A 2,133-nucleotide genomic window follows, 5' to 3' on the forward strand; every position below is an offset into this window, starting at 1 on the left:
GCCGCGTCCCGGCCGCGCCGGGTCCGCCGGGCACGTCGGACGCCCAACGGCCCCTACCGCCTGACCGCGGCCTCGGGCCTCGGGCTCGGGGTCGCGCTCGTGTGGTTCTCGGCGCTCGCGCTCATACCGCTGATCGCCGTGCTCGTCGAGACGTCCGTCGGCGGCTGGCCCGCCTTCGTCGCTGCGGTGACGCAGCCGCAGACCGCCGCGGCGCTGACCCTCACGGTCACGCAGGCGCTCGCCGTGACGGCCGTCAACGTCGTCATGGGCACCCTCATCGCCTGGGTCCTCGTGCGCGACCGGTTCCCCGGGAAGCGGCTCCTCGAGGTGCTCATCGACATCCCGTTCGCGCTCCCGACGATCGTCGCCGGACTCGTGCTGCTCGCGCTGTACGGGCCGTCGGGACCGCTCGGGATCGACGTCGCGAACACGCGCGCCGCCGTCTTCCTCGCGTTCCTCTTCGTCACCCTGCCCTTCGTGGTGCGCAGCGTGCAGCCCGTGCTCGCCGAGCTCGACCGCGACGTCGAGGAGGCGGCGGCGTCGCTCGGCGCCACGCGGCTCACGACCTTCCGTCGCGTGATCCTGCCCGCGCTCGCCCCGGCGATCACCGCGGGCGCGGCGCTGTCGTTCGCCCGCGCGATCAGCGAGTACGGCGCGCTCGTCCTGCTCTCCGGGAACCTGCCGATGCGCACCGAGGTCGGCTCCGTCCGCATCCTCAGCTACCTGGAGAACGGCCAGCCCGAGCAGGCGGCGGCCGTCGCGTCGGTGCTCCTGCTCGTGTCCCTCGTCGTCATCGCGACGATCCAGCTCCTCCAGCGAAGGGTGGCCCGCCGTGGATAGCTCCCCCTGGGTGCGGCGCACGCTCCGCACCGTCGTGGTCGTCTACCTGGTGCTGCTCGTCGGGTGGCCGGTCTCGCTCGTCGTGCGGGGTGCTTTCGCGGACGGCCTCGAGACGTTCCAGCGCGCGCTCGCCGACCCGTCCGTCGTCTTCGCCCTCCAGCTCACCGCCGCCGTCGCGGTGCAGGTCGTGCTGATCAACACGGTCTTCGGCGTCGGGATCTCGATGCTCATCGTCCGCTACGACTTCCCGGGCAAGGCCCTCCTCAACGCCCTGCTCGACCTCCCGCTCTCGGTCTCGCCCATCGTCGTCGGGCTCTCGCTCGTGCTGGTGTACGGCAAGAACGGCTGGTTCGGCGGAGCGCTCGAGGACGCCGGGCTCCAGGTGATCTTCGCGCCGCCCGGCATCGTGCTCGCGACGGCGTTCGTGTGCCTCCCGCTCGTGATCCGCGAGGTCGTGCCCGTGCTCACCGAGCTCGGCACCGACGAGGAGCTCGCCGCGACGAGCCTCGGCGCGAGCTGGTTCCAGACCTTCCGGCGCATCACCCTGCCCGCGATCAAGTGGGCGGTCGTCTACGGCGTCGTGCTCACGCTCGCCCGGGCGCTCGGCGAGTTCGGCGCCGTCAAGGTGGTGTCCGGCAACTTCGAGGGCCGCACCCAGACGTCCACGCTCCTCGTCGAGCAGCGCTACCAGGACTTCGAGCAGGGCACGGCCTACGCGGTCGCGTTCCTCCTCGCGTCCGTGTCCGTCGCGTGCATCGTCGCGGTGACCTTCCTCCGTTCCGACGACGCCGCCGGCCCCCGCACCCGCCGCCCCGCCCCCCGAACCGCCGCCCCCACGGAGGCCGACGCATGAGCATCGAGATCCGCAACGTCCGCAAGTCCTTCGGCGACTTCGTCGCGCTCGACGACGTCTCCGTGTCCGTCCCCACCGGGCGCCTCACCGCTCTGCTGGGCCCGAGCGGCGGGGGCAAGTCGACGCTCCTGCGCGTCGTCGCGGGGCTCGAGGTGCCCGACTCCGGCGAGATCGAGATCGAGGGCCGCGACGCCACGAACCTGCCGGCCCGACGCCGCAACGTGGGCTTCGTCTTCCAGCACTACGCGGCGTTCAAGCACCTGAGCGTCGCGCGGAACGTCGCGTTCGGGCTCGAGATCCGGCGCACGCCAAAGGCCGAGATCGCCGAGCGCGTCGACGAGCTGCTGCGGCTCGTGCACCTCGAGAGCTTCGCGCACCGCCTGCCGTCGCAGCTCTCCGGCGGGCAGCGCCAGCGCATGGCGCTCGCGCGCGCCCTCGCC

At 72.7% G+C, this 2,133-nt stretch carries 3 protein-coding genes; all 3 read left to right on the forward strand.

All coding sequences use genetic code 11. The features are described 5' to 3' along the window. On the forward strand, positions 1-840 hold an 840-nt coding region (gene cysT, locus ACFVQZ_RS36415; RefSeq protein WP_383629173.1), incomplete at its 5' end, for a sulfate ABC transporter permease subunit CysT. Beyond that, complete coding sequence (locus ACFVQZ_RS36420; protein ID WP_378230980.1) at positions 833-1,693, forward strand: sulfate ABC transporter permease; 861 nt, start codon at positions 833-835, stop codon at positions 1,691-1,693. The genes cysT and ACFVQZ_RS36420, both read left to right, overlap by 8 nt. After that, positions 1,690-2,133, forward strand: a 444-nt coding sequence (locus ACFVQZ_RS36425; RefSeq protein ID WP_383629176.1) for a sulfate/molybdate ABC transporter ATP-binding protein, incomplete at its 3' end; no start/stop codon positions are given. The genes ACFVQZ_RS36420 and ACFVQZ_RS36425, both read left to right, overlap by 4 nt.

The organism is Streptomyces sp. NPDC057854 (assembly GCF_042797055.1).
Lineage (GTDB): Bacteria > Actinomycetota > Actinomycetes > Streptomycetales > Streptomycetaceae > Streptomyces.